At 63.5% G+C, this 18687-nt stretch carries 19 protein-coding genes; 11 read left to right on the top strand and 8 right to left on the bottom strand.

Annotated features, from left to right (window positions below):
* The first annotated feature begins 159 nt into the window (after positions 1–159).
* Positions 160–1905 (top strand): L-arabinonate dehydratase, encoded by a 1746-nt coding sequence (gene araD, locus SJ05684_RS11895; RefSeq protein ID WP_034851641.1) that lies wholly within the window; start codon positions 160–162, stop codon positions 1903–1905.
* A gap of 177 nt (positions 1906–2082) precedes the next feature.
* Here the strand turns inward: araD and SJ05684_RS11890 are convergent, their stop codons facing one another.
* Genes SJ05684_RS11890 through SJ05684_RS11880 form a run of 3 tightly spaced genes read right to left on the bottom strand, consistent with a single transcriptional unit; the run spans position 2083 to position 5288 of the window.
* Complete coding sequence (locus tag SJ05684_RS11890; RefSeq protein ID WP_034851640.1) at positions 2083–2931, bottom strand: transglutaminase family protein; 849 nt, start codon at positions 2929–2931, stop codon at positions 2083–2085.
* A 16-nt stretch (positions 2932–2947) separates the two neighbouring features.
* A complete protein-coding gene (locus tag SJ05684_RS11885; protein WP_034851639.1) occupies positions 2948–3889 on the bottom strand; it encodes an alpha-E domain-containing protein in 942 nt (313 codons plus the stop codon).
* 4 nt (positions 3890–3893) lie between these two features.
* Complete coding sequence (locus SJ05684_RS11880; protein ID WP_034851638.1) at positions 3894–5288, bottom strand: circularly permuted type 2 ATP-grasp protein; 1395 nt, start codon at positions 5286–5288, stop codon at positions 3894–3896.
* Between the two features lie 397 nt (positions 5289–5685).
* Between SJ05684_RS11880 and SJ05684_RS11875 the strand changes: the two genes are divergently transcribed.
* Together SJ05684_RS11875 and SJ05684_RS11870 are read left to right on the top strand one after the other, a co-directional pair.
* A complete protein-coding gene (locus SJ05684_RS11875) occupies positions 5686–6147 on the top strand; it encodes a GyrI-like domain-containing protein (protein WP_034851637.1) in 462 nt (153 codons plus the stop codon).
* Between the two features lie 109 nt (positions 6148–6256).
* Positions 6257–7168, top strand: a complete 912-nt coding sequence (locus SJ05684_RS11870; RefSeq protein WP_172901128.1) for a DMT family transporter — start codon at positions 6257–6259, stop codon at positions 7166–7168.
* A 144-nt stretch (positions 7169–7312) separates the two neighbouring features.
* Here the strand turns inward: SJ05684_RS11870 and SJ05684_RS11865 are convergent, their stop codons facing one another.
* From SJ05684_RS11865 to SJ05684_RS11855, 3 genes are all read right to left on the bottom strand, one after another.
* Complete coding sequence (locus SJ05684_RS11865; RefSeq protein WP_034851634.1) at positions 7313–8803, bottom strand: DEAD/DEAH box helicase; 1491 nt, start codon at positions 8801–8803, stop codon at positions 7313–7315.
* A 295-nt stretch (positions 8804–9098) separates the two neighbouring features.
* Complete coding sequence (locus SJ05684_RS11860; protein ID WP_050979920.1) at positions 9099–10199, bottom strand: DNA alkylation repair protein; 1101 nt, start codon at positions 10197–10199, stop codon at positions 9099–9101.
* Positions 10200–10207: 8 nt separating this feature from the next.
* Complete coding sequence (locus SJ05684_RS11855) at positions 10208–10507, bottom strand: hypothetical protein (RefSeq protein WP_034851632.1); 300 nt, start codon at positions 10505–10507, stop codon at positions 10208–10210.
* Between the two features lie 143 nt (positions 10508–10650).
* Between SJ05684_RS11855 and SJ05684_RS11850 the strand changes: the two genes are divergently transcribed.
* Positions 10651–11325 (top strand): helix-turn-helix transcriptional regulator, encoded by a 675-nt coding sequence (locus SJ05684_RS11850; protein ID WP_034851631.1) that lies wholly within the window; start codon positions 10651–10653, stop codon positions 11323–11325.
* 125 nt (positions 11326–11450) lie between these two features.
* Complete coding sequence (locus tag SJ05684_RS11845; RefSeq protein ID WP_034851629.1) at positions 11451–11900, top strand: host attachment protein; 450 nt, start codon at positions 11451–11453, stop codon at positions 11898–11900.
* A gap of 79 nt (positions 11901–11979) precedes the next feature.
* Here SJ05684_RS11845 and mnmC2 read toward each other — a convergent pair whose 3' ends face one another.
* The gene (gene mnmC2 / locus SJ05684_RS11840; protein ID WP_034851627.1) at positions 11980–12696 is read right to left on the bottom strand and encodes a tRNA (5-methylaminomethyl-2-thiouridine)(34)-methyltransferase MnmC2; all 717 of its coding nucleotides are present in this window, start codon (positions 12694–12696) and stop codon (positions 11980–11982) included.
* 118 nt (positions 12697–12814) lie between these two features.
* Between mnmC2 and SJ05684_RS11835 the strand changes: the two genes are divergently transcribed.
* The 6 genes from SJ05684_RS11835 to uraH all read left to right on the top strand — a co-directional run bounded on the left by SJ05684_RS11835 (position 12815) and on the right by uraH (position 17453).
* Positions 12815–13948, top strand: a complete 1134-nt coding sequence (locus SJ05684_RS11835; protein WP_034851625.1) for an NAD(P)/FAD-dependent oxidoreductase — start codon at positions 12815–12817, stop codon at positions 13946–13948.
* A 106-nt stretch (positions 13949–14054) separates the two neighbouring features.
* The gene (locus tag SJ05684_RS11830) at positions 14055–14846 is read left to right on the top strand and encodes a DUF1045 domain-containing protein (protein WP_083846061.1); all 792 of its coding nucleotides are present in this window, start codon (positions 14055–14057) and stop codon (positions 14844–14846) included.
* 221 nt (positions 14847–15067) lie between these two features.
* Positions 15068–15997 carry an allantoinase PuuE gene (gene puuE / locus SJ05684_RS11825; protein ID WP_034851657.1) on the top strand — a complete coding sequence of 310 codons (930 nt, stop codon included), beginning with the start codon at positions 15068–15070 and terminating at the stop codon, positions 15995–15997.
* Positions 15997–16500: a 2-oxo-4-hydroxy-4-carboxy-5-ureidoimidazoline decarboxylase gene (uraD, locus tag SJ05684_RS11820; protein WP_034851623.1), complete on the top strand. Its 504-nt coding sequence runs from the start codon at positions 15997–15999 to the stop codon at positions 16498–16500. Before puuE ends, uraD begins: the two co-directional genes overlap by 1 nt.
* A gap of 78 nt (positions 16501–16578) precedes the next feature.
* On the top strand, positions 16579–17094 hold the full coding sequence (locus SJ05684_RS11815; RefSeq protein WP_034851621.1) for an ureidoglycolate lyase: 516 nt from the start codon (positions 16579–16581) through the stop codon (positions 17092–17094).
* The gene (gene uraH / locus SJ05684_RS11810; protein ID WP_034851618.1) at positions 17091–17453 is read left to right on the top strand and encodes a hydroxyisourate hydrolase; all 363 of its coding nucleotides are present in this window, start codon (positions 17091–17093) and stop codon (positions 17451–17453) included. Before SJ05684_RS11815 ends, uraH begins: the two co-directional genes overlap by 4 nt.
* 30 nt (positions 17454–17483) lie before the next feature.
* On the opposite strand, the gene SJ05684_RS11805 is transcribed toward uraH, so the two are convergent.
* Positions 17484–18620: an alpha-hydroxy acid oxidase gene (locus SJ05684_RS11805; RefSeq protein WP_034851615.1), complete on the bottom strand. Its 1137-nt coding sequence runs from the start codon at positions 18618–18620 to the stop codon at positions 17484–17486.
* Positions 18621–18687 lie beyond the last annotated feature (67 nt).

Genomic DNA, 18687 nt, shown 5'->3' with positions numbered 1-18687 from the left:
CCGGGTGCGGGAGGAACTCCGTATCCCGGCCCACAGCGCCGCACGTCTTGTCAGACGTGTCGCCCTTTGAATTGCTGCATGTTCCAGAGATCGAGCCGATTTAAGGGATGCAGCAGGCCAGCCCGTTTCCGCCCGCCCGCGGGCCTTAAGGAAGAAGAGATGAAGAAGAAAGCTGAGTGGCCGCGCAAATTGCGTTCCCAGGATTGGTTCGGCGGTACGGGCAAGAACGCCATCATGCATCGCTCCTGGATGAAGAACCAGGGACTCCCCGCCGACACTTTCGACGGGCGGCCCATCATCGGCATCTGCAACACCTGGTCCGAGCTCACCCCCTGCAACGCGCATTTGCGGGATCTTGCCGAGCGGGTGAAGCGCGGGGTCTACGAGGCGGGCGGCTTCCCGGTTGAGTTCCCGGTCTTCTCGACCGGCGAGAGCACGCTTCGCCCGACGGCGATGATGTTCCGCAATCTCGCGGCGATGGATGTCGAGGAGGCGATCCGTGGCAATCCGGTCGACGGCGTCGTGCTGCTCGGCGGCTGCGACAAGACCACGCCCAGCCTCCTGATGGGTGCTGCGAGCGTCGATATCCCGGCGATCGTCGTCTCGGGCGGTCCGATGCTCAATGGCAAGTGGCGCGGCAAGGATGTCGGCTCCGGTACGGCGGTTTGGCAGTTCTCGGAGATGGTCAAGTCCGGCGAAATGACGCTGGAGGAGTTCATGGATGCCGAACAGGGCATGGCCCGTTCGGCGGGAAGCTGCATGACCATGGGCACGGCTTCGACCATGGCGTCCATGGCCGAAGCGCTCGGAATGACGCTCTCCGGCAATGCGGCGATTCCCGCCGTCGATGCGCGCCGCCGGGTGATCTCACAGCTCACCGGCCGCCGCATCGTCGAGATGGTCAAGGAGGACCTGAAACCCTCCGACATCCTGACGAAAGAGGCCTTCGAAAACGCCATTCGCGTCAATGGCGCCGTCGGCGGCTCGACCAATGCCGTCCTGCACCTGCTGGCACTTGCCGGCCGCGTCGGCGTCGATCTCTCGCTCGACGACTGGGACCGGCTCGGCCGCGATGTACCGACGATCGTCAACCTGCAGCCCTCCGGCAAATATCTGATGGAGGAGTTCTATTATGCCGGTGGCTTGCCGGTGGTGATCAAGGCGGTGGCCGAAATGGGACTCCTGCACAATGATGCGATCACCGTCAGCGGCGACACGATCTGGAACGACGTCAAGGGTGTCGCCAACTATAACGAGGATGTAATCCTGCCCAAGGAAAAGGCGCTGACCAAGTCGGGCGGCATTGCCGTTCTGCGCGGCAATCTGGCGCCGCGCGGTGCCGTGCTGAAGCCGTCGGCGGCATCGCCGCACCTGATGCAGCACAAGGGCCGGGCGGTCGTCTTCGAAAGCATCGAGGACTATCACGCCCGCATCAACCGCGACGATCTCGACATCGACGAGAACTCTATCATGGTGCTGAAATATTGCGGCCCCAAGGGATATCCCGGCATGGCCGAAGTCGGCAATATGGGTCTGCCGCCGAAGGTCCTGAAGAAGGGCATTACCGACATGATCCGGATTTCGGACGCGCGCATGTCGGGCACCGCCTACGGCACCGTCATCCTCCACACGGCACCGGAAGCCGCTGAGGGCGGACCGCTGGCGCTGGTCGAGAACGGCGACATCATCGAGGTCGATATCCCGAACCGCTCCCTGCATCTCCATGTTTCTAACGAGGAGTTGGCCCGCCGCCGGGAAGCCTGGGTCTCGCCGGTTACGCCGCTCGTCGGCGGCTATGGCGGCCTCTATATCAAGACGGTCATGCAGGCCGACACCGGCGCCGACCTCGATTTTCTAGTCGGGGCGCGTGGTGACCGCATCCCAATGGACCGTGACAGCCATTGATGGACGTGAGGCGAAGGCGAGTTGACTTTCGCTTCACTTCCAAATTGGCCCCTCTCTTTGGGTTTAACCCGAGAACTATCTCTCTCTCCGCTTGCGGGGAGGTGCCGGTCCACCCTCCGCAGCTGCTGCGGAGGACGGGCAGGCGGATGAGGGGCTGACCGAGCCAATACTTTCGCCTCACTGGCTTTGCGTCTGGCTCTGGTTTCCCTGGCTCTGGCTTTGCGCCTGCTGTTGCCGCTCAACCGTCACGGCCACCTTCAGCGTCTCGCGGGCAGCGCCGTGAAAGAGGCCTGAGACCGGGGCCGCATCCCGGTAGCAGAGGCCGGAGGCGACGCGGACATAGCGGTCGTCCGGGCAGATCTTGTTGGCGGCGTCGAAACCGACCCAGCCGAGACCGGCCAGATGGACGTCGGCCCAGGCATGGCTTGCGGTCTGCTCGGGATGGCCTTCCACCATCAGATAGCCGGAGACGTAACGGGCGGGCAGGCCGAGAGTGCGCGCGGCGGAGATGAGAATCTGGGCGTGGTCCTGGCACACGCCCTTGCCGCGCTCCAGCGCCTCTTCGGCACGGGTTTCGACGTGGGTCTCGCCCGTCCCGTATTCGACGCTCTCATGGACCATCGCCATGAGTGCGTGCATGCGGTCGAGATCCGTCTTGCCCGTGGCCGATTTCGCCAATTCACGAATGCGCTTGCCGGGCTTGCTGAGCGGCGTCTCACGCAGGTAGAGCCATAACGGCACGTAGGATTGGTGTGCGCCGAAGACGCCGGCCTTGTCGTCGGTGTCGACTTCGCCGCTCGCCTCTATGCGGAAGCTCGTCCGGTTGGCGTCGACGCTGACGAGATGGGTGCGGTTGCCGAAGTGGTCGTCATAGGCGACCTCGACGACGGCGCCCTCGACGAGCGTCCGCCAGTTTAGAACCGTCTGACCGGGCTGGCTCGTCGGCGTCAGGCGCAGCCGCTGCAGGGCGTAGGGCACCGGCTGGTCATAGTGATACTCGGTCGTGTGGCTGATTTTCAGGTACATGCCATTCTCCCGAGCCTCAGTTGTAGAACCGGTAGCCGTCGGTGATTTCCTGTCCCAGACGGTTGTTGTGGCTGATGAACTCTTCCAGATATTCGTGCAGGCCCCGGTCCATGATGTCTTTGATCGAGCGGCTGCGCAGGGACGTGAGCGTCTGCTCCGCCGTCTCGTGAGCCGCGTGCTTCTCGCCATATTCGCGCGCGAGATAGCCGAGATTGCTGGCGATCTTCTCGTAGCAATAGGCGAGCGAGCGCGGCATGCGGCCGTTCGAGATCAGGAAGTCGGCGATATTCGCCGGCTTGAGCTCGGCATCGTAGACCCAGCCATAGGCGCGGTGCGCAGAAACCGAGCGCAGGATCGATTCCCATTGCACATTGTCCATAGACGAGCCGACGGCGGACACCGCCGGGAGCAGAACATAATATTTCACGTCGAGAATTCGGGCTGTGTTGTCCGCCCTCTCGATGAAGGTGCCGATGCGTGAGAAGTTGAAGATTTCGTTTCGGAGCATCGTGCCGTGGAAGGCGCCGCGGATGAGGCCGGTGCGCCGCTTGATGCCATCGATGACCTCGGGCATGTCTGCGGGCCGCACCTTCCTGGCGAGGCTCTCCTTCATCGCGATCCAGCATTCGTTGGTCGCTTCCCAGGTCTCGCGGGTCAGCGCCGTGCGGACCATGCGGGCATTGTGTCGGCCCGCCTCGATGCAGGACATGACGCTCGACGGGTTGGCGCGGTCGCGCAGGAGGAAGTCGATGGCGTCGCTGCTCGTCAGCCTGTCGTGTACCTGGTCGTAAAGCTCGCGCACGCCGGCGCTCTGCAGTACGCCTTCCCAGTCGTCCTCCGTCGCTTCGCTGCGCGTCAGCGACATGCGCAGGCCCGCATCGATGAGGCGGGCGCCGTTCTCTGCGCGTTCGATGTAGCGGAACATCCAGTAGAGGCCGTTCGCAGTTCTTCCCAACATGGCCTCAGTCCTCCAGTACCCAGGTATCCTTCGTGCCGCCGCCCTGGCTTGAATTCACCACCAGCGAGCCCTCCTTCAGCGCGACCCGCGTCAGGCCGCCTGGAATGATCTGCACCTTGTCGGAGACGAGGACGTAAGGACGCAGGTCCACGTGCCGTGGCGCAATGCCCTTGTTGACGAGGATCGGAACGGTCGAGAGCGACAATGTCGGCTGCGCGATGTAGTTGCCGGGGCGCTCCTTCAGCTTCTCAGCGAAGGCGGCGCGTTCCCTTTTCGTCGCCGTCGGCCCGACGAGCATTCCGTAGCCGCCCGAGCCATGCACTTCCTTGACGACGAGTTCCTCCAGATGCTCGAGCACATATTTAAGGCTCTGCGGTTCGGAGCAGCGCCAGGTCGGCACGTTTTCGAGCAGCGGCTTGCGGCCGGTATAGAACTCGACGATCTCCGGCATGTAGGAATAGATCGCCTTGTCGTCGGAAATGCCGGTGCCGGGCGCATTGGCGATGGTGATATTACCGGCGCGATAAACGTCCATGATGCCCGGAATGCCGAGCGCGGAATCCGGGCGGAACGTCAAGGGGTCGAGGAAATCGTCGTCGACGCGGCGATAGAGCACGTCGATCGCCTCGTAGCCGCGGGTCGTGCGCATCTTCACCTTGCCGTCGATGACGCGCAGGTCCGAACCCTCGACCAGCTCGACGCCCATCATGTCGGCGAGGAAGGCGTGCTCGTAGAAGGCGGAGTTGTAGATGCCGGGGGTCAGGACGGCGACGCGCGGCCTGCCGGCGCAGCCGGGCGGGGCGAGCGAGGCCAGGCTCTGGCGCAGCAGATAGGGATAGTTTTCCACCGGCCGCACGCGGTTCTGGTGGAACAGCTCCGGGAACATCTGCATCATGGTTTCCCGGTTTTCCAGCATGTAGCTGACGCCGGACGGCGTGCGGGCATTGTCCTCCAGCACATAGAACTGGTCCTCGCCGGTGCGGACGATGTCGGTGCCGACGATGTGCGTATAGACGCCGCCCGGCGGACGGATGCCGATCATCTGCGGCAGGAAGGCTTCGTTCTTCTCGATCAACTCGCGCGGAATGCGGCCGGCACGGATGATCTCCTGCTTGTGATAGATGTCGTCGAGGAAGGCGTTGAGCGCGATCACCCGCTGTTCGATGCCCTGGGCGAGCCTGCGCCATTCGCGGCCGGAAATGATGCGGGGAATGAGATCGAAGGGAATGAGCTTCTCGGAGGATTCCGCATGTCCGTAGACCGCAAAGGTGATGCCCGTCTTACGGAAGATGTTCTCGGCTTCCTTCGATTTCGCTATGAGCCGGTTTCGGTCCTGGCTGGCATACCATTCATGGTAGGTCGAATATGGCTGGCGCGGGCTGGTGTCCGCATTCATCATTTCGTCAAATGCCAAAGGCGTGGTCCCCTTATTTTGCGACCATTTGAGTACATCGTTTGACGCAATGCAAGAAGCGTGCACGTTCGCCGGCGAAGAAATTTCGGGCTGGCGCCGACTGAGTCGAAAGCGTTTTGCCTCGCCCCGCCGTGCTCGTCACCGCTGCAACCCACGTTTCGTGCGGCTGCCGATTCCAACACGCGGTCGTCAACCGGGCAAATGCCGCAATTTTTATCAGACCGGGTGAGGTGGCCCGACGATCCGCCCTTGAAACAATTGAGCCCATTTCGGTCTTTCGTTGAAACGGAGCAGTCTACTGCATGAGCGATTCACGTCGGGATAAGACGCACAGCGCTGTGAAGTGTACGATGTTTATCGCTCGCCAACCGGAGCAGGCACGATGGAAGCAAAATACGAGATTGCGGAAAGGCCGGCGCAACGGATCACCGGACGACTCTGGGAAGGAACATTCGTCGACGCGGCCGACGGCGCCATCCACCGGCTGATCGCGGAAGCGCAGGAGCATCGGCGGCGAAGCCACCCAAAGGATCACTCCGCTCTGATCGGGCTCGCCTGGGATGTCCGGACGGATGGTTTCCGTTATCTCGTCGGCTATGCCGGCGAGAGTCGTACGACTTTCGCTGATCCGGAGCACCTGGATCTGCCAGCCATGCGCTTTGCAACGACGATGCACCGCCCCGAAGATGGCGATGTCTTTGTCCAGTACCGCAAGATGTTCGATTGGATCGCCGCCACTGGATACGCGGCCGACACCGGCCATCTGCACTATCGCGAGGAGTACGAGGCAGGCTTTATCTCTCCGGCAGCATCCTCGCTGCGGCTGATGGTTCCGATTCGCTGATTGCAGCCATCAGAAAAATTGCTTTGACCAGGCGAGGCGTGCGCTCTACCGCCATAAGTACGAGTCTCCTGCGGGCCTCGATCCGCCTTGCTTCAGGAAAACGCCGATGTTGCTTGCCCGCCTGGCTCCGGCCGTCTTCGTGCTGCTCTGGTCCACGGGCTGGGTGGTTGCGAAATACGCGGCCTTTTTCGCCGAACCGCTGACCTTCCTCGCGATGCGCTACAGCATCGCCATCCTGCTCTTCATCGGCTTCTGTGCCGCGACCGGCGCGCGCTGGCCGCGCTCGTGGAACATGATCGGCCATGCGGTGATCTCCGGCGTGTTTCTCCACGGGCTCTATCTGGGTGCGATATGGTGGGCGATCGGCGAAGGCGTGCCCGCAGGCATCTCCGGCATTATCGCCGGCCTGCAGCCCCTGATGACCGCGGCCGTGGCGCCTTACCTGATCGGCGAAAATATTACCCGGGTGCAGCGGCTGGGGATCGTGCTCGGCTTCTCCGGCATCGCGCTTGCGGTGCTGCCGAAGGTGCTGGCGATCGACACCGACATCAATCTTTTTCCGGTGGCGGTGAATGTGCTCGGCATGGGTGCGGTCACCTATGGCACGCTTTACCAGAAGCGGCACCTGCAGACCGGCGACATCCGGGCGATCGCGACGCTGCAATATGCCGGCGCCTTGATCGTCACTGTGCCCTTAGCCCTGATGCTCGAGGATATGCGCGTGACCTGGAGCGTCGAACTTGTCGCCGCGCTCGCCTGGTCGGTCCTCGGCCTGTCAATGGGCGCGATCGCGCTCCTGCTTTATCTCATCCGCCGCGGTCAGGTCTCTCGCGCCGCATCGCTGATCTATCTGGTGCCGCCGCTCGCGGCCGTTGAGGCGGCGCTCCTTCTGGGCGAGGCACTCACCTGGCCGATGATCGTCGGTACGGTCATTGCCGTGACGGGTGTCTACCTCACCAACCGCAAGAGCGAAAGCGAGGGAGCTTCCGAAGGGCAGACCGGCAAGGCTGCCGCTGCCTGAGGCGATAGAGAAGAATGAGGGCTCCCGGCCGAATGCGGCCGGGTTCCTGTTTGCAGCGCCGCGCGTCTTTTCAGACGCGCGGTGCTGTAACTCTTTGAATCCGCGCATCGAGCTTTCCGAAAATTCGATTTTCGGGCCGATGCGCTAGGCCTGACGGCTGCCCTTACCGGCGCGGCGCACGTCCTGACGGCGATTGCCGTCGCTGGGGCCGCGGCGGCTGTCTTGCGGTCCCGGGCGACCGTGATGGTGCTTCTTGGCCTCGTGGTTGCGATTGCCTTCCGCACGACCGTCATGATGTCCGTGGCCCGTCGCACGCTGGTCGCGCCGCGCGTGCTTCTGCGGGCGGTCTTCGAGCAGGAGCTCGTCGCCGGCAAAACCAACTGCCGCTTCGCGCGCCGGGCGTTTCTGGCGGGGGGCCTTGTCCTGGCGCGGGCCGCCGCCATTGCCGCGGTTCTGGCCATTGCCGCGTCCGCCGCGTCCCTTCGACGGGCGAGCCTGGTCGGCCGGCGCCTCGCCGCTAGCGACTGCGATCTCAATGCCCGTCAGCTTCTCGATGTCGCGCAGCAGGCGGATTTCATCCGGCGCGCAGAAGGCGATGGCGATGCCGTCGCGGCCGTTGCGGGCGGTGCGGCCGATGCGGTGCACATAGGCGTCCGGCACTTCCGGCAGGTCGTAGTTGTAGACGTGGGTGACGCCGGTGATGTCGATGCCGCGGGCGGCGACATCGGTCGCGACAAGGACGCGGATTTCGCCGTCGCGGAAGGCCTTGAGGGCCCGTTCGCGCTGGCTCTGGCTCTTGTTGCCATGGATCGAAGCGGCCTTGAAGCCCACATGGTCGAGATGCTTCATCAGCTTCTCTGCCCCATGCTTGGTGCGGCTGAAGATCAGCGACAGGCCATCGGGATTGGCGGTCAGCGACTGCTTGAGGATCTGCGTCTTCAGGTCCTTGCCCGGCACGAAATGGACATATTGCTCGATCTTGTCGGCGGCCTTGCCCGGGGGGGTCACTTCGACCTTCACCGGATCGGTCAGATATTCATGGGCGAGTTCCGCAATCTGCTTCGGCATGGTCGCGGAGAAGAGCAGCGTCTGGCGGGTCTTCGGCACGAGCTTGGAGATCTTGCGAAGGTCGTGAATGAAGCCGAGATCAAGCATCTGGTCGGCCTCGTCGAGAACGAGGTAGCGGCCCTGGGTCAGCGTCACCGCCTTACGGGCGACGAGATCGAGCAGTCGGCCGGGGGTCGCGACGAGAATGTCGACGCCGCGGGCGAGCTGTTCGGTCTGCCTGTTGATCGAGACGCCGCCGACCACGACGCCGATCTTAAGCGGCGTCTTCCTGACGAAGAGCTTGAGATTGGTGGCGATCTGGTTGACGAGCTCACGGGTCGGTGCGAGCACCAGGGCGCGGATATTGCGCGGGTCTGCGCGCCCGCCGTCGGCGAGGAGCTTCTCGATCATCGGCAGGCCGAAGGCGGCGGTCTTGCCGGTGCCCGTCTGGGCAAGGCCTATGAGGTCATGGCCTTTCAGCACGAGCGGAATGGATTGCATCTGGATGGGCGTCGGTTTCTCGAAACCATTGGCAGCAAGCGTCGCCAGAATTTCCTGCGAGAGACCGAGCTCTTTGAAATTGGACAAGAGATATATACCTTTCGGGGCGCCAGACAGGTTCGCCGGAAACGCTTCCTCGCGCTTCCGGTGTCGTCTGGCGTCAAGAACCCCGCGTGAATTGGGAACTTGTGGGTTAAAGCAAATCGTCGAGCGCGGTGCCGTGGATACGGCGAGTGCTTCGCGCTTTCCTTCTTCCCGGCTTGAAACTGCTTGCCGAGGGCGCGCTCACGCGGCGGCCGGAAGGTGACGCGCTGTCCATGTCGATGTTTTGCTCCGAAAAGTCAAGCCCGCATCTCGGCCGCGGGCAGGTCAGGCGTTCGACTCATGCCATGTCGAGTTCGAAATCCGCCTCGCACACGGCCTCGCCGTTGACGAGGACGACGAGCCGGTGCGTGCCGGCGTAATAGCGGCGTGTGGTGATCGGCCGGATCGAATGGCGCTTTTCGAGCCTGAGCGACGCCCCCGGCTCAAGCGTCGCAACCGTCCATTTGAAGACCTTCGGCGAAGTGCCGCCGTTTGCCTTCCGGTGGTGAACGGCGTAATCGATCATGACCTGCTGCTTCGATCGATGTGAATTTTCCACCGTCAGGCCGAAGACGAGACTGTCGCCGAAGCGGACGGCCGTTGTCGCGAGCGAAAGGCGCGTGCCGATACCGGATGGAGGCGCAAACCCGAAATTGGCGAGCACGCCGCGATGCCCCTGTTTCAGGAGTGTGCGCGAGGCGTGGCGCAGCAGTCTCAGGCGCGGTGGCGGCGCGCCGGCGATATGTCTTGCAACGAAATCCGCCACGAGATCGGGGTGATCCTTGCCGATGTCATTGAGACTGTTGGCGACGGAGCGCCGGACATAATCTTCCGGGTCGTCGAGCAGGGCGGTGAGAATCGGCAGGATGGGTTGCGGATCGCGGACCAGTTGCGGCAGCCGCATCGCCCAAGGCAGGCGAGGGCGCGTGCCCTCGCTCGCAAGCCGGCGGACATGGGGGTCGTCATCCGCGACCCAGCCGCGGATCGCCGCCAGTGCCCGGTCCTGGTCCGCGTGAATGAAGGGGCGGATCGCGAACTCGGCGGTGAAGTGGCGCGTCAGCCGCCGGAGGAGCGACAGGGAAAGCGCGAAATCACCAAGCCCGCGTGCGGCTACGAACTGGCTTACCGGCAGGAGTGCCCAGCCGCTAAGGCCGGGCGCCGTGCCGCTGGGCAGTGCAGCGTCGATGGCCGTGGCGGCCGCGGGGAAATCGGCCGGCAAGGTCTCAAGGAGCGCGTCGCGGATCTTGAGTGAACGCTGCATCAGTTCCAAGGCTTCGAGGCCATCGCCGGCGGAAGCGGCGAAGCGGTCGCGATCGAAGCCAGGCGCGCATTGGGACAGACGATCGGCGATCTCCGTCACGACGCCCGGATGCAGGAGATTCTTGAGGGGTTCCGCCATCGCCTTGTTCAAATCTGCCGTTCGGTCAGGAAGTGCTGCATGAGCTGAACGGAGCCGATCGCGGCCATGTAGGGCGCGAAGTCGGGATCCGTCATGACGCGCTTTCCAGCCTCTCGCGCCGCCTCCAGCGTTTGCCACTCGACGAGATCGGCGAGCAGGTCGGCCGTTTCGCAGGCCGTGACCGCGCGCCATGAGACGAAGCCCGGATAGCGCGAGACGGCCTGCATGGCCTTGCCGCGTGCCGCAAGCGCGGCCTCCTTGTCCGTGACCGTGCACACGGCGAGTTCGAGAACATGCTTCGTTGTCATCGGGATCTCCTTGTTTGAATACTGCTTGACTTAAGCACATCCCAACTGACAGCCTTATGGCCATAGCCGAAGCGGCCTGAGAGAAAGCGTGACCGGCATTTCGCCCTCATTCCGCTCGGACTGTTCGGAATTTGGAGAAGACCATGCGGCCCGCCGACCGATTGTTCCGCATCATTCAGCTCATGCGCGCCACGGGCCGCGCGATGACGGCAGGCGAAATCGCCGAACGGATGGAGGTCGCGCCGCGCACGATCTATCGCGACATGCAGCACCTGATCGCTTCGGGTGCACCGATCGATGGCGAGCGCGGCGTCGGCTATCTGTTGCGAGAGGCCTTCGATGCGCCGCCGCTCACCTTCACCTTCGAGCAACTGGAGGCGCTGGCCTTCGGCGTGCGCGCCGTGCAGATGCTCGGCGACAGGCGCCTGGCGCAGGCGGCGCGGGAGGCGATGGAGAAGATCAGCCACGGCCTCCAGCCCGAACATGCGGAGAAATTGCGCAGCGCACCGCTTCGCGCCTTCCGATCGGCGCTGCAGGCCGCCCCGCCGGCGCTGCTGGGCGAAATCCGCAAGGCCATTGCCGGAGAGCGCAAAATCCGCATCACATATGAAAGCCTTGCACAAGAAACGTCGGAGCGTACAATTTGGCCGCTCGGCCTCAGCATTTTCGGGCATCATTGGCTGCTGACGGCCTGGTGTGAACTGCGCCAGGACTTTCGCGATTTCCGGGTCGACCGGATCCTCTCGCTTAAGATCGAGCGCCAGCAATACGAGTCAACGCCGGACCGCAGCTTCGATGCCTATCTTGCCCGCCTGTAGCCAAGCCGCGTGATATTGGGAAACAAGGACTATCGGCGATTGGGAACCTGACGCAAGCTTCAACCGTTCCGTTTCCTGTGCACTCGCCGACATATCTGCCAACCAGGACAAAAACGGAGGAAGTAGTGCGGAACCGGGTTTGGATACTGGCAGCCGACGGCAACGCGGCGCGCATCGTCAAGGACGTCAATTTGCTGAAGGACGGCCATCAGCATCCGGCAGAGGAGACCTACCAAATCGAGGCTAAACGGGCCCAGGATATCATGGCCGACAAGCCCGGCCGCAGCCATTCGTCTGTCGGTCACGGTCGCTCGGCCATGGAATACAGCAGCGATCCGGTCCGCGAGGAGCAGCATCGCTTTGCCGTCGAGATCGCGGGAAAAATCGATCACTACGCGCTTGAGAATGCTTTCGAGAACCTGGTGATCTGTGCCGCACCGAGAACGCTCGGCGACTTGAGGAAACTGCTTTCGCATCAGGTCAAGGAAAGGACGCTTGCCGAGATCGACCGCAATTGCGTCGCAGTCCCGACCGATCAGTTGATCGCAACGGTGAAATCCGTCGTCTTTCCCTGATACCATCGGCAGTGGATTTGACCGATCTGACGGGACAGGGCGAACCGCTGGACGTCGTTGGTATGCCAGCGCGCCGTGTTCAGGGCCTATCGCCCCGTAACATCTCCCGCTTGCCGGCAAAGCCCGGCAGGCGCTCGACGGCGAAGCCGGCAGCCGTGAGGTTGCGGCGGACGAAACCGGCCGCGGCATAGGTTGCGAAAGTGCCCCCCGGCACGGTCCTGTCGAAGACGAGCCGCATCAGGTCATCGGACCACATGTCCGGATTGCGGGCCGGCGCGAAGCCATCGAGATACCAGGCGTCGAAGCGTTCCTGCGCTACGCCGACGCCCTCGATCGCCGTGCCGCAGACGACCGTCAGCCGTACCTCACCGAACTCGATGTCTATCCGGTCCGCCGGCGCGTCCGGCCAACTGGCGACAAGCGCCTGCCGCTCGGCATCGATCTCCTGCCAGTGCGACAACGCCCGGGCGATCTCCTCGGCTTGCATCGGGAAGCGCTCGAAGGAAACGAAGTGAAGGCGTCCGCCTTTCGGTGTGACCTGTTTCCATTGCCGCCATGTTTCGCAGAAATTGAGCCCGGTGCCGAAGCCGAGTTCGCCGATGGTGAAGGCGCTGCATCCCTGCCATCGTCTAGGCAGCCTGTTGCCGGCGAGGAAGACGTGGCCGCATTCGACCCGTCCGTCCGTGCGGCAATAAAAGTGATCGCCAAATTCCACCGAATAGGGCATATCGCCCCCGTGCCATTCGAGGTTTTGCGCGACCGGAGGCTGGCTCTGGCGGAGATCGGTTGTTGTCATGTCGATGCGGATAATCTTCCCACTCTGCAGCGCCGCGCGTCCAGAAGGACGCGTTGCTGCATAATTTTATCCCGAGATCGAATCCGATCTAAAGAATTATGCGTTGGAAGGTCAATCGATGAGCGAAGTCTTGATCGTCGGCGGCGGGATCATGGGGCTGTGGGCCGCCCTCATGGCAGGACGCGCCGGCATCGAGACGCGGCTCCTCGAAGGCAAGACGATCGGTGCGGGGGCGAGCGGCGGTTTGCTCGGCGCGCTCATGCCGCATATGCCGGACCGCTGGAACGCCAAGAAGCAGTTCCAGTTCGATGCGCTGGTGGCGCTCGAAGGCGAGATTTCCCGGCTCGAGGAGGAGACCGGTCTGTCGGCCGGCTATCGCCGTTCCGGCCGGATCATGCCGCTCGGCAAACCGCATCTCAAGGACATTGCTCTCGGCCATGAACAGGATGCCGCGCGGCACTGGATCGCGGGTGAGCGGCGCTTCCACTGGCACGTGAGGGACGGCGAAGACGGCGACTGGCCGGCCATGCAGGCGGCACCGTTCGGCGTCGTGCACGACACGCTGGCCGCCCGCGTTTCGCCGCGAGACCTGCTTCGGGCGCTCCGCGCCGCAATCGCCGGTCTTCCCCATGTCCGGATCGAAGAGGGCGCCGAGGTCGCGTCGATCGATCCGGGGCGCGGCCGGCTCCTGCTTGCCGATCGGACTGCGTTGAGCTTCGGCCATTGCATCCTTGCGGCCGGCGTCGAGAGCTTCGCCTTCATCGACCGTTTGACAAGCCATGGGCAGGCGCCGAGCGGCGTCGCTGTCAAGGGGCAGGCGGCCCTGCTTCGCGCCGACATTGACCCGGCGTCTCCGATCCTCTTCACCGACGGGCTCTATATCGTTGCGCATGAAAACGGTCATGTGGCGGTCGGCAGCACCAGCGAAAATCGTTTCGACGCGCCATTTTCGACGGACGATCAGTTGCAGGCGCTGATCGACCGCGCGGCGGAACTCGCGCCCGCGCTTCTGGGTGCCCCGGTCGTCGAGCGCTGGGCGGGCCTGCGCCCGAAGGCAACTGGGCGCGAACCGATCGTTGGCCGCCATCCCGATCATGGCCGGCTGTCGATATTGACGGGCGGCTTCAAGGTCAGTTTCGGGATGGCGCATGTGCTGGCGCGATGGGTGATCGACGAGATTGCCGGTCGGCAGCCAAGCGTCGCCCTTCCCGACTCATTCCGGTGCGCGACCCATATCGAAGTGCTGCGATAGCCTGTTCGACTTCGTCAATCTGTCACGCAAATCACCTAATACGCGGCCCATGTGAATTGGAGCGGGTTCCCTCGTCCCGCTCTGAACCGGTTTCGGAGCCTGCGTCATGCGGTATGCCATTTGTTTCACTCCGCCAATGAGCGACCCGCTCTCTGCCGTTGCGGCGAGTTGGCTCGGGCGTAGCGTGTATTCGGGCGAGCCGGTGGAGTTTCCATCCATCGGCGCCCTCAGCGTCTCCGAAATTGCCTTCCATACCGCCGTCCCACGCCGGTTCGGCTTTCACGCCACGATCATGGCGCCCTTCCACCTGGCACCGGAAACCGACGAGGTCCAGCTCTTGAAGGCGCTGATGCACTTCACCACCGTCGAGGCGCCGCTGACGGTCGAGCGCATGGAACTGGCGCGCATCGGCCAGTGCTGGGGACTGGCGCCGCAGGTGCATTGCCATTCGGTGCATCTGCTTGCGGCACGGGTCGTCCAGGCGTTCGATCGCTTTCGCGCGCCGCTTAGCGAGGAGGAGGTCGAGCGCACGGATCCCGACCGGCTGACGGCGCCGCAATTCGCCAATCTCCATCGCTGGGGCGATCCTTTCGTGATGGACGAGTATCGTTTCAACCTGAAGCTTACAGGCCCCTTGAACGCTGCCGCCGAACGGCGGCTGGAGACGCCTCTGCGCGGATTGTTCGAGCCGCGCCTGGCCGAGCCGCTCGTCGTCGACAGCCTTGCGCTGTTCGTCGAACAGGATGCGGGGGCACCGTTGCGCGTGCATTCGCAGCATCCGCTCGGCAAGATTTCCGCGCGTCAGCGTGGGGACCGTGCAAGGCGCACGAGGACGGAGCTTCGCCACCCGGTGGACCCGTTGCCGCGCACAGCCGGGCCTTTGTTGACGCCGCGCTAGCGCGGGATGAGGAAAAGTGTGCGCGGTTTTCCGCCCGCATCCCGCACCGACTTCATGGATTCACGTTCATAATTTTAGGTCGATCCGACCTAAAATCATGTTCTTATCGAAAAGTGTGTGATGCTTTTCCGGACTTGCCCGGGTTGCTCTCTCGCGGTCATTTGCATCTCGACAATCCGGCCCGCGGTGCTACCGTTCCGGAAAGATCGAAGGGTGATTTGATGGCAGAGAAGACCTATCCGCGCGACCTCGTCGGCTATGGACGCACGCCGCCCGATCCGCGCTGGCCGCGCGAGGCGCGCATCGCTGTCCAGTTCGTGCTGAATTACGAGGAGGGCGGCGAGAGCTCTATTCTCGACGGCGATCCGGCGTCCGAATGCCTGCTGTCGGAAATCGTCGGCGCGCAGCCCTGGCCCGGGCAGCGCAACCTCAACATGGAATCCATCTATGAATATGGTGCGCGCGCGGGCTTCTGGCGGCTGTGGCGGCTGTTCACGAGTCGCGGCGTGACGCTGACGGTTTATGGCGTAACCCTTGCGATGGCGCGCAACCCCGAGGCAGTCGCGGCGATGAAGGAGGCGGGCTGGGAAATCGCCAGCCATGGGCTGCGCTGGCTCGAATACAAGGATTTCCCCGAGGAGATCGAGCGGCAGCACATACGCGAGGTAGTGCGGCTGCACACGGAACTGACGGGTGAACGGCCGCTCGGCCTCTACCAGGGCAAGCCTTCGGTAAACACGCTGAAGCTGGTGCTGGAAGAGGGCGGTTTCCTTTATTCCTGCGATTCCTACGCGGACGAGCTGCCCTATTGGGTGCCGGGGCTATCGCCCGACAAGCCGCATCTGATTATCCCCTATACGCTTGACGCGAATGACATGCGCTTCGCCACCAATCAGGGCTTCAACTCCGGCGACCAGTTCTTCACCTATCTCAAGGACACGTTCGACGTGCTCTATGAGGAAGGCAGGGGAGGCAGCCCGAAGATGATGAATGTGGGCCTGCATTGCCGCCTCGTCGGCCGGCCCGGGCGCGTGGCGGCGCTCGCCCGTTTCATCGACTACGTCATGTCGCACGACAAGGTCTGGGTGCCGCAGCGAATCGATATTGCGCGCCACTGGTACGAGCATCACAAGCCGGAAGGAATGCGCTGATGTCCGGGCGCGAGGAATTTGTCCGCCGCTTCGGCGGTCTCTTCGAACATTCGCCCTGGGTGGCGGAGCGGGCCTATGATCGCGCGGCCTCCGTCGGGTTGACCGCAGGCAACGTGCATTCGGCGCTCTGCACCGCCTTTCGCGCCGCCTCGCCCGCGGAACGCCTCGCCGTCCTCAGGGCCCATCCGGATCTCGCCGGCAAGCTGGCGGTTGCCGGGGAACTCACCCCCGACTCGCGCGCGGAACAGGCGTCCGCAGGACTCGACCGTTTGTCGCCCGAGGAACATGCGCGCTTCACCGCCCTCAACGACGCCTATACGAAGAAATTCGGCTTCCCCTTCATCATTGCGGTGAAGGGGCTGACGAAGGACGAAATTCTCGCCGCCTTCGAGCGACGCATTGACAATTCCATGGAAGAGGAATTTGAAACCGCCTGCGCGCAGGTGGAGCAGATCGCACGGCTGCGCCTCAAATCCATGCTTCCGGGAGATGATTATGCCTGACAGTGCCGTTCCTGACCTGCCCGCCCGCGTCTCGTCGCGGCCCGGTGTTCGCGGGCTGAGAGCGGGAAGCAAGGCCTGATGTCGCATCTGCTGTCGATCGAGCCCCTGACAAAGGAGGCTTTTGCGCCGTTCGGAACCGTCATCGAGGCGGATCCGGCGTCGATGCGCATCATCAATGGCGGTAATACCGAGCGGTTTCATGCCCTTGCGGAGGCTGACGTCGTCGGCGCGGACGCACGCGTCGTGATCAATCTCTTCCGTGGCGAGCCGCGGACCTTTCCCTATGCGCTCGGCATGATGGAGCGGCATCCGCTCGGTAGCCAGAGCTTCTCGCCGCTCGAGGATCAGCCCTGGCTCGCAGTGGTCGCCGAGGACGAAGGCGGGCGCCCCGGCCGGCCGCGGGTCTTCCTGGCGAGCGGCCGGCAGGGCGTCAATTATGGCCGAAACGTCTGGCATCATCCGCTGATGGCGATCGGTACCGTGAGCAATTTCCTCGTCGTCGATCGCGCCGGACCGGGTAATAATCTGGAGGAGTTCTTTTACGAGGCGCCCTTCATCATTCCCGATCCGCTTCCGACGGAGAATATTCGATGAGCAAGACCGGCCGCCTGACGACCCATGTTCTCGACACTGCGCGCGGCAAGCCTGCCCAGGGGCTGCGCATCGATCTCTATCGGCTTGAGGGCGAGGAACGGCTCCTGCTTCGCACGGTCGGGACCAATAGCGACGGCCGGGTCGACGGCCCGCTTGCCGAAGGCGCCGGCCTCACGGCGGGCATCTACGAGCTGGTTTTCCACGCCGGAGATTATCTCAGGGCGGCCGGCACGGCGCTTCCCGAGCCGGCCTTTCTCGATCTCATCCCCTTGCGCTTCGGGATCGCCGACCCCGAAAGCCACTACCACGTGCCTTTGCTGCTCTCGCCCTACGGTTATTCCACCTATCGGGGCAGTTGAAGCGCCGCCGGGCGTACCCGGCCATATCACCTATTCCGCGATGATGTCGCGCCCGACGTCGGCGATGCGGCGCTTGCCGCAAAGCGCCATGGTGATGTCCATCTCCTTGCGGATGATGTCGAGGGCAAGCGTCACGCCTTCCTTGCCCATGGCGCCCAGGCCATAAAGGAACGGACGGCCGATATAGGTGCCCTTGGCACCCAGCGCGATCGCCTTCAAAACATCCTGACCGGACCGAATGCCCCCGTCCACGTGAACTTCGATCTGGTGGCCGACGGCATCGACAATGCGCGGCAGCATGCTGATGGAAGACGGCGCGCCGTCAAGCTGACGGCCGCCATGGTTCGAGACGATGATCGCGTCGGCGCCGGACTTGGCGGCCATTTTGGCGTCTTCCGGATCGAGAATACCCTTGAGGATAAGCGGACCGCCCCAGCGCTCCTTGATCCACTCGACATCCTTCCAGGAGAGTTGCGGGTCGAACTGCTCGGCCGTCCAGGCGCTGAGCGAGGAAAGGTCCGTGACGCTTTTCGCGTGGCCGACAATATTGCGGAAGGTGCGTCGCCTGGTGCCGAACATCTTCATGCACCAGCGCGGCCGTGTCGCCATCATCCAGAGGTGTTTCGGCGTCATGCGCGGCGGCGCCGACAGGCCGTTACGCAGGTCCTTGTGGCGCTGGCCCAAAACCTGCAGGTCGAGCGTCAGGACCAGCGCCGAGCATTTTGCGGCCTTTGCGCGGTCGATGAGGTTGAGCACGAATTCGCGCTCGCGCATGACATAGAGCTGAAACCAGAAAGGTTTCGTCGTCACCGAGGCGACGTCCTCGATCGAGCAGATGCTCATGGTCGACAGCGTGAAGGGAATGCCGAAGGCCTCTGCCGCCTGGGCGGCAAGCATTTCGCCGTCGGCGTGCTGCATGCCGGTCAGGCCCGTCGGAGCGAGCGCTACCGGCATCGATACCTTCTGGCCGATCATCGTCGTCTCCAGCGAGCGATCGGTCATGTCGACCAGAACCCGCTGGCGCAGCTTGATTTTCTGGAAGTCCTCCTCGTTTGCCCGATAGGTCCCCTCGGTCCAGGCGCCGCTGTCCGCATAGTCGAAGAAGAGCTTCGGAACGCGCCGCTTGGCGAGGGCCTTGAGATCGTGGATGTCGAGGATTTGCGTCATGGGTCTCGGCCTTCAACGATGATGACTGCCGAGCCCTTATCATGTTTCAAGCAGGGGCGTAATAGCG

The organism is Sinorhizobium sojae CCBAU 05684 (genome assembly GCF_002288525.1).
Taxonomy (GTDB): domain Bacteria; phylum Pseudomonadota; class Alphaproteobacteria; order Rhizobiales; family Rhizobiaceae; genus Sinorhizobium; species Sinorhizobium sojae.
This window is presented reverse-complemented; position numbering and strand designations above follow the sequence as displayed.

What these genes read in the sequence shown, in the direction of transcription:
- araD (WP_034851641.1), top strand. Translation starts at nt 160, where the DNA reads ATGAAGAAGAAAGCTGAGTGGCCGCGCAAATTGCGTTCCCAGGATTGG.
- SJ05684_RS11890 (WP_034851640.1), bottom strand. Translation starts at nt 2,931, where the DNA reads ATGTACCTGAAAATCAGCCACACGACCGAGTATCACTATGACCAGCCG.
- SJ05684_RS11885 (WP_034851639.1), bottom strand. Translation starts at nt 3,889, where the DNA reads ATGTTGGGAAGAACTGCGAACGGCCTCTACTGGATGTTCCGCTACATC.
- SJ05684_RS11880 (WP_034851638.1), bottom strand. Translation starts at nt 5,288, where the DNA reads ATGATGAATGCGGACACCAGCCCGCGCCAGCCATATTCGACCTACCAT.
- SJ05684_RS11875 (WP_034851637.1), top strand. Translation starts at nt 5,686, where the DNA reads ATGGAAGCAAAATACGAGATTGCGGAAAGGCCGGCGCAACGGATCACC.
- SJ05684_RS11860 (WP_050979920.1), bottom strand. Translation starts at nt 10,199, where the DNA reads ATGGCGGAACCCCTCAAGAATCTCCTGCATCCGGGCGTCGTGACGGAG.
- SJ05684_RS11855 (WP_034851632.1), bottom strand. Translation starts at nt 10,507, where the DNA reads ATGACAACGAAGCATGTTCTCGAACTCGCCGTGTGCACGGTCACGGAC.
- SJ05684_RS11850 (WP_034851631.1), top strand. Translation starts at nt 10,651, where the DNA reads ATGCGGCCCGCCGACCGATTGTTCCGCATCATTCAGCTCATGCGCGCC.
- mnmC2 (WP_034851627.1), bottom strand. Translation starts at nt 12,696, where the DNA reads ATGACAACAACCGATCTCCGCCAGAGCCAGCCTCCGGTCGCGCAAAAC.
- SJ05684_RS11835 (WP_034851625.1), top strand. Translation starts at nt 12,815, where the DNA reads ATGAGCGAAGTCTTGATCGTCGGCGGCGGGATCATGGGGCTGTGGGCC.
- SJ05684_RS11830 (WP_083846061.1), top strand. Translation starts at nt 14,055, where the DNA reads ATGCGGTATGCCATTTGTTTCACTCCGCCAATGAGCGACCCGCTCTCT.
- puuE (WP_034851657.1), top strand. Translation starts at nt 15,068, where the DNA reads ATGGCAGAGAAGACCTATCCGCGCGACCTCGTCGGCTATGGACGCACG.
- uraD (WP_034851623.1), top strand. Translation starts at nt 15,997, where the DNA reads ATGTCCGGGCGCGAGGAATTTGTCCGCCGCTTCGGCGGTCTCTTCGAA.
- SJ05684_RS11815 (WP_034851621.1), top strand. Translation starts at nt 16,579, where the DNA reads ATGTCGCATCTGCTGTCGATCGAGCCCCTGACAAAGGAGGCTTTTGCG.
- uraH (WP_034851618.1), top strand. Translation starts at nt 17,091, where the DNA reads ATGAGCAAGACCGGCCGCCTGACGACCCATGTTCTCGACACTGCGCGC.
- SJ05684_RS11805 (WP_034851615.1), bottom strand. Translation starts at nt 18,620, where the DNA reads ATGACGCAAATCCTCGACATCCACGATCTCAAGGCCCTCGCCAAGCGG.